We start from the raw sequence: 6,395 nt of genomic DNA, 5'->3' as shown, positions 1-6,395 counted from the left end.
GGTTGTAGCTCAGTTGGTTAGAGTACCGGCCTGTCACGCCGGGGGTCGCGGGTTCGAGCCCCGTCAACCGCGCCACTTTTCCCTGATGTTTGTTATTCGCGCCGATGTGGTCCGCAAAAATTCCTTGCGCCGCGCCATATACATGCCTTTATTTTCGGCAATAGCGTGCAAAAACAGGCAAATACTAAGGGTCTGCCATGCCCCGGGTCAAAGTGACAGAGCAGTTTCACGCCAAGCTGGAAGCAATGGCCGTGTTTCAAAAGCGCACTGGGATGCGCGGTAAGAAGCATGTTGGTGCCTATCCCCGCCGCTGGAAGATCGGGCAGATGGTCGCCATGACCGACGACGCCGTGGTTGAACCGTTCTGCACCATCGCCGACGGGGACACGATTCCTTCGGTCGGGTCGTTTTCCGAGGTCGCCTCGGCCTTTCCCTACAACACGCGGATCGGGCGCTATTGTTCGATCGCAACCGACATCAAGTTCGTCGGCTATCGCCACCCGATCGACGCCGCTTCCTCATCGTCGGTGTTCTTTAACCCTGACCGAGAGTTCTTTGACGCCTACGCCAGCCTGCGAGAGTTTGAAACAGGCGAACGTCCCCGGATCATCAAGGCCGTGCCCACGCCACAGCCGCAGCGCGCCGATCTGGTGATCGGCCATGACGTCTGGATCGGCGAAGGGGCGGTGCTGCGTGGTGGGATCACCATTGGCGATGGTGCCGTGATTGCGGGCGGGGCCATGGTGACCAAGGATGTGGCACCCTACACAATCGTTGGCGGTAACCCGGCGCGCGTGATCCGCAAGCGTTTCCCGGATGAAATCTGTGATGCGCTTCAGGCCAGTCGCTGGTGGGATTACGAATTGGAAGACCTGCTGGAGCTGCCGATGCATGATCCCGTCCAGCTATGTGAGGCGATTGAAAAGCACCGCGACCTGCTGCGCCCGCATGTGGTGGATGACACGCCGCTACTGGTCCGGCTGGGGCATTAACGATTCTCCCGTGGGCCGAAACAGGCTATTACGGGTCAAAAGCCGCCGAAGGGCAGCCGCAGAAAGAGGCCTGATCGATGCAATCCACCGCCTGTGCCGTCACCATGGTGCGCGATGACGAATTTTTCCTGCGGATTTGGCTGGATTACTACGGTGAGCTGCTGGGCCACGAAAACTGCTATGTGATCAACCACGGACGCGGAGAGGTCGTGGCTGATATGGCCGCCGAGGCGAACGTGATCGGCATCCCCGGTGATCCGCACAAGAACTTTGACGCGAAACGCTGGCGGTTGCTGAACGGGATCGTACAGGGGCTGCGCAGCTATTATGACCATGTGATCGTCGGCGATGTGGACGAATTGGTGGTGGTCGATCCGGCCTCTGGCAAGGACTTGCTGACGTTTCTGCAAAAGCGGCGCACCAACCGGGTCTTCACGCCCTTGGGGCTGGAGGTCGTTCACCGGCTGGATGTAGAGCCTGACCCGATCCAAGAGCATGTGCTGGGCCCGCGCCGCCACGTGCGGCTGGCCCCGCATTATTCCAAGCCCTGTATCGTGTCGACCGGGGTCAAGATTTCGCGTGGCGGACATTACACGCAATACGATCAGCTGAATGCGCCCGACGATCTGTACCTGTTCCACCTGAAGTTCTGCGACTTTGCGGCCTATCAGCAGGCCATGGACCGCCGTAACGCGGTGACGGCGGCTGTGAACGTCGATACGCCCAAGGACGCGCAGATCGGCCGCCATTGGTTTGCCGAGGCGCGCGGCGATGACCGCGCGGCTTTTGATGCCTTCGCAGCGTTGCCTATGGCCGACGGCTTTGACATGGCGCCCTACCGGCAGGTGATGGCCGATACCTTCCGTCCGCGCGGCGATACAGGGTTCTATGAATTCGATCGGCCCGAGACAGACCTGCAGTTCGAACTGCCGGACCGGTTCTTTGGCGTCTTCTGACCCTTAGGGGCGCGTGTGCAGATCGGCATAGACATAATCGCCCGGCCAATAGCCGATCCATAGAAACCGTTTTCGGTGGCTTAGCTGATAGAGCACGTGGTCGCGGTGCGCGATGTCCAGCCACAGGCGGATCGTCTTGTCCGCGTCCTTGTAATAGGGCGGCTTCAGATCGGCAGAGGGGCGAAAGCGTATGATGCCCCGCGTTACGGTCGAGGACGGGCTGGGAATGCCCGTCACTTCGATCTGGCTAAGGCTGCGCAGGCGGCTGCTGGATTCGGCGGCCGTGGTATGCAGCTGATCCTCAATCACAAGGATTTCGCGCCGGACCTGTGTCGGTTCGGCAGACGCCTGCGGCTCATCCTCCATCGCGGCAATGCGGGCGGCGATTTCTGCTTCGATATCTAGGGTCATGGCGGCTCCTCCTCCTGAACGACCAGATCAGAGAAAGCTTACCATGCCCTTTCCATCGCGCTTAGCTTAAAGCGTCAAGAATGCGCGCCCAGCTGCGAATACCGCGGTGAAACGAACTGAGGTCATATTTTTCGTTGGGCGAATGGATTTGGTCGTCGTCCTTGCCAAAGCCGATCAGCATGGCATCGGTGTCGAGGATCGATTTGAAATGTCCCGCGATCGGGATCGACCCGCCACAGCCCACATAGGCCGCAGGCTGGGGCCATTCGTCAGACAGCGCCTTGCGGGCGGCCTCGAATGCGGGGTGGTCGATTTCCATCTGGCTGGCCTGACTTGCGCCGTGACCATGCCATTCGACGCTGCAATCCTCGGGCAGCTGGGCTTCGACGTAGGACCGGAAGCTTTCGCGAATGGCATGGGGGTCCTGCTGGCCCACTAGGCGGAAGCTGATCTTGGCGCTGGCCTTCGACGGCAGCACGGTCTTGAACCCCTTGCCGGTATAGCCGCCCGAGATGCCGTTGACCTCGCAGGTTGGGCGGGACCAGATCATTTCCAACGGCGTGCGATCCTGTTCACCGGCAGGGGCCGACAGGCCGACCTCACCCAAAAAGGCGCCGTGATCGAACCCCAGACCCTGCCACTGGGCCCGGATCTCGTCCGACAGCTCTGGCACGCCATCGTAGAAGCCCGGCACGGTGACCCGGCCTGTGCTGTCGTGCAGGCCCGCGATGATCTTGGACAGCACGCGGATAGGGTTCATCGATACGCCACCGTACATGCCCGAATGCAGGTCCTTGCTGGGGCCGGTGATCGTCAGCTCTTCGCCCAGCAGGCCGCGCAGCATGGTGACGATGGCGGGCGTTTCGTCTCCGAACAGACCGGTGTCGCAGATCAAGGCAATATCGGTTTTCAACTCATCCGCGTTGTCCTTCATGAAGGGGATCAGCGATGGGGAACCCGATTCCTCCTCGCCCTCAAAGAAGAAGGTGATCTTGCAGGGTAGGCTGCCGTTTTCCGCGATCCAGGCACGGCAGGCTTCGACAAAGGTCATCAGCTGCCCCTTGTCGTCCGACGCACCGCGCCCCCGGATCACCTTACCGTTCGGTGTGTCTTCGACCTGCGGATCAAAGGGATCGCGATCCCACAGGTCCAGCGGATCGACCGGCTGCACGTCATAGTGACCGTAGAACAGCAGATGCGGGCTGCCTTCGCCGATATGGCCCACGACCATCGGATGACCCGGCGTGGGACGCTTTTCGGCCGTCGCCCCGAGCGAGCGAAGGTCATCGACCAGCCAGTCGGCGGCGCGGCCACAGTCTGCCTTGAAATCGGGATCGGTCGAAATCGACTGGATACGCAGCAGATCCAAAAGCCGCTCAGTGGCGGCGTCTAGGTCGGTGTCGATGCGGGAAAGAACGGCGTCGAGTGTCATGGGAACTCCTATCTGTTGAGGCGACCCTATCAGCGCCGGATGCGGTGTCCAGTGTCAGCCCTGCAAAGGGGGCTCTGCCCCCGTCCTGCGGACTCCCCCGAGGGTATTTATCAACCAGAAGAAAGGGGGACTTGCGCTCTGCTTCTTTGGCTTTGCTTCTTGGGTCAGGCAAATATCCCCGCCGGAGGCATGGGCCGGGAGGCCCATTAAGACCCGTCGCGCCGGGCGATAGTCACCGTCAGGGGCAAGTGGTCCGACGCGATGCGCGCGGGCTGCGCGAGGTGAGGCGCTGGGGGGCGAAGCGCCATCAGGTCGTCCGACAGCGCAAACCGATCCAATGCGCCCAGGGGGCGAAGCGCCGGGAAGGTGGCGGGGCTGTCCAGAAAGCTGAGGCCCGGTAAAGCATGATCCAGCGGGGCAAGGCTGCGCCATTCGTTGATGTCCCCGGCAAGAGCCGTCGGCATCTTGGGCTGTGTGCCAAGGTAGGCGGCGATTGCGTGGACCTGCGCGATCCGGTCGCGGCGGCGCAGGCCTAGGTGCGCGCCGATGATGCGCAGGTTTCCAATTGGCGTGGTCAGCTCTGCCAGAATGGCGCCGCGAGGTTCCAGTCCCGGCAGGGGGATGTAATGGGTGCGCACCGGAGCCAGATGTGGGCGGATCAGCATGGTGTTCCCGTGCCAGCCGATGGATGGCCCCACGATGCCCGAGGGGCCGAAAGGCAGCAGCGTCCAGCCCTCGGCCCGGATCATGTCGCGTGGCAGGGCGGTGGGGCGCGGGGGGAGGCGTTTGTCGACCTCTTGCAGCACGGCGATGTCCGCGCCGGTCTCCGACAGGACCTCGAGCGTGCGGCCGGGATCGCGGCGCAGGTCCATGCCGACGCATTTCTGCAGGTTATACGTCACGATTGTTAGCGAAGGCGTCGGCATAGGGTGGATAATTGGCGCGAATGGTCCAAGATGAAAGGCAAAGGTTCTGGCGACGAAGGCAGCGCAGTGTACAAAGATCAATCCACCCTGACGCTGATTATTTGGCTGGCACTTGTCGCCGCCGCGATCGAGGCGGTGATTACCGCGCGCTATTCGCTGGCATTCGTGGCGCTGGTGACTCTGGGGCTGTCGATGCTGCCCGTCTACGTGGCGCGCTGGGCGGGGATACGGGTGCCGCCAAGCTTTATGCTGGCGGTCGTGGCCTTCGTGGGCGGGACGATATTCCTGGGCGAAGTGGCGGATTTCTACAATCGGTTCTGGTGGTGGGACATCGCCATGCACGGCGGGTCGGCCATCGGGTTTGGGCTTATCGGGTTCGTGCTGGTCTTCATGATGTTTCAGGGCGACAGGTTCGCCGCGCCACCTTCGGCGGTGGCGTTCTTTGCCTTTTGCTTTGCGCTGGCCATCGGCGCGATGTGGGAGGTGTTCGAGTTCACGATGGATGAGCTTTTTGGGTTTAACATGCAGAAATCGGGTCTTCGCGACACGATGGGAGACCTGATCGTCGACATGATCGGGGCGCTGATTGGGGCGGGGTCGGGCTATGCCTATCTGCGCGGGCGGGCCGAGGGGGGCCTTAGCGGTGTGATCAACGATTTCGTTTCGCGCAATCCCCGGTTCTTTCGCAAATGGCGCAAATAGCGATTGACGCCACCGTATGGTCGGCGTCTGGATGCCGGCCATGAGCCAAGCGATAAGAAAAGACCAACTGGATGTCGCGGGCAGCGCGGCGATGACGCTGTTCGTGGTGGTGCTTGCGGGCAACCAGATCGTGATGAAGCTGACCTCGACCGGGTTAAGCCCTGTGTTTCAGGCGGGGCTGCGGTCCTTGTTTGCCTGTCTGGTGATCCTGATCTGGATGCGCTGGCGGCGGATCGGCTTTGGCAACCTGCGGCGCGACATGGGGCCGGGGCTGATTATGGGCACCGCCTTCACGCTGGAATTTATCGGGCTTTACAATGCCTTGGACATGACGACCGTGGCGCGCGCATCGATCATATTCTACACGATGCCGATGCATCTGAGCCTTGCTGCGCATTTCCTGATCCCCGGAGAGCGCCTGACGCCCGTCAAGGTCGTCGGGCTGATCTGCGCCTTTGTCGGGGTGATCATCGTGTTGTCGGATCGGTCCGGTGGACAAGCGTCCTTAGCCGGTGATCTGCTGGCGTGGATGGGGGCCATTGGCTGGGCGGCCATTGCGCTGACCGTTCGGATCACCCGGATTTCCGAGGCGCCGCCAGAGGCGCAGCAGCTGTGGCAATTGTCCTTTTCGGCCGTGGCCCTGTTACTGGTCGCGCCGCTGTTCGGACCCTTGGTTCGCGATTTCGGGGTCGAGCATGTCTGGCTGATGGGATATCAGGTCTTCCTTGTGGCGAGCTTTGGGTTTCTGGGCTGGTTTTACCTGATGAAGACCTATCCGGCCTCGACCATCGCAAGCTTTTCCTTCCTGACGCCGGTTCTGGCCGTGTTCATGGGCTGGGCGCTGTTGGGCGAGGCCTTGCACCTGTCGGTGCTGGTCTCGCTGGCGCTGGTGTCTTTGGGCATCGTGCTGATCAACCGCAAGGCGGGGTAACAGCCAGTCGGCTGACTGGACCGCGGTTTTGCCCCCACACCCGCG

Annotated in this window: 7 protein-coding genes; 4 read left to right on the top strand and 3 right to left on the bottom strand. The window is 61.7% G+C overall.

Annotation, left to right across the window (positions count from 1 at the left end):
• Positions 1-197: 197 nt before the first annotated feature.
• On the top strand, positions 198-992 hold the full coding sequence (locus ACI3GR_RS18685) for a CatB-related O-acetyltransferase (RefSeq protein ID WP_407496614.1): 795 nt from the start codon (positions 198-200) through the stop codon (positions 990-992).
• 77 nt (positions 993-1,069) lie between these two features.
• Positions 1,070-1,948: a glycosyltransferase family 2 protein gene (locus ACI3GR_RS18680; RefSeq protein WP_407496612.1), complete on the top strand. Its 879-nt coding sequence runs from the start codon at positions 1,070-1,072 to the stop codon at positions 1,946-1,948.
• A gap of 3 nt (positions 1,949-1,951) precedes the next feature.
• On the opposite strand, the gene ACI3GR_RS18675 is transcribed toward ACI3GR_RS18680, so the two are convergent.
• From ACI3GR_RS18675 to ACI3GR_RS18665, 3 genes are all read right to left on the bottom strand, one after another.
• Positions 1,952-2,359: a hypothetical protein gene (locus ACI3GR_RS18675; RefSeq protein WP_407496610.1), complete on the bottom strand. Its 408-nt coding sequence runs from the start codon at positions 2,357-2,359 to the stop codon at positions 1,952-1,954.
• A gap of 61 nt (positions 2,360-2,420) precedes the next feature.
• Complete coding sequence (locus ACI3GR_RS18670) at positions 2,421-3,791, bottom strand: M20/M25/M40 family metallo-hydrolase (protein WP_407496608.1); 1,371 nt, start codon at positions 3,789-3,791, stop codon at positions 2,421-2,423.
• Between the two features lie 206 nt (positions 3,792-3,997).
• Positions 3,998-4,717 carry an endonuclease/exonuclease/phosphatase family protein gene (locus ACI3GR_RS18665; RefSeq protein ID WP_407496607.1) on the bottom strand — a complete coding sequence of 240 codons (720 nt, stop codon included), beginning with the start codon at positions 4,715-4,717 and terminating at the stop codon, positions 3,998-4,000.
• 30 nt (positions 4,718-4,747) lie between these two features.
• Between ACI3GR_RS18665 and ACI3GR_RS18660 the strand changes: the two genes are divergently transcribed.
• Both ACI3GR_RS18660 and ACI3GR_RS18655 read left to right on the top strand, forming a co-directional pair.
• Entirely contained in the window at positions 4,748-5,419 is a 672-nt protein-coding gene (locus tag ACI3GR_RS18660; protein ID WP_407496606.1) for a DUF2238 domain-containing protein, read from the top strand.
• A 40-nt stretch (positions 5,420-5,459) separates the two neighbouring features.
• Complete coding sequence (locus ACI3GR_RS18655; protein WP_407496604.1) at positions 5,460-6,350, top strand: DMT family transporter; 891 nt, start codon at positions 5,460-5,462, stop codon at positions 6,348-6,350.
• The last annotated feature ends 45 nt before the right edge of the window (positions 6,351-6,395 follow it).

Origin of the sequence: Pseudooceanicola aestuariicola (genome assembly GCF_045763785.1) — a bacterium.
In the GTDB taxonomy this organism is placed as follows: domain Bacteria; phylum Pseudomonadota; class Alphaproteobacteria; order Rhodobacterales; family Rhodobacteraceae; genus Pseudooceanicola.
Note: the sequence above shows the minus strand (reverse complement) of the source record. Positions and strands in the feature narration are given on the sequence as shown.

Excerpts from the sequence above, each read along its gene's own strand:
- ACI3GR_RS18685 (WP_407496614.1), top strand. The coding sequence starts at position 198 with ATGCCCCGGGTCAAAGTGACAGAGCAGTTTCACGCCAAGCTGGAAGCA.
- ACI3GR_RS18680 (WP_407496612.1), top strand. The coding sequence starts at position 1,070 with ATGCAATCCACCGCCTGTGCCGTCACCATGGTGCGCGATGACGAATTT.
- ACI3GR_RS18675 (WP_407496610.1), bottom strand. The coding sequence starts at position 2,359 with ATGACCCTAGATATCGAAGCAGAAATCGCCGCCCGCATTGCCGCGATG.
- ACI3GR_RS18670 (WP_407496608.1), bottom strand. The coding sequence starts at position 3,791 with ATGACACTCGACGCCGTTCTTTCCCGCATCGACACCGACCTAGACGCC.
- ACI3GR_RS18665 (WP_407496607.1), bottom strand. The coding sequence starts at position 4,717 with ATGCCGACGCCTTCGCTAACAATCGTGACGTATAACCTGCAGAAATGC.
- ACI3GR_RS18660 (WP_407496606.1), top strand. The coding sequence starts at position 4,748 with ATGAAAGGCAAAGGTTCTGGCGACGAAGGCAGCGCAGTGTACAAAGAT.
- ACI3GR_RS18655 (WP_407496604.1), top strand. The coding sequence starts at position 5,460 with ATGAGCCAAGCGATAAGAAAAGACCAACTGGATGTCGCGGGCAGCGCG.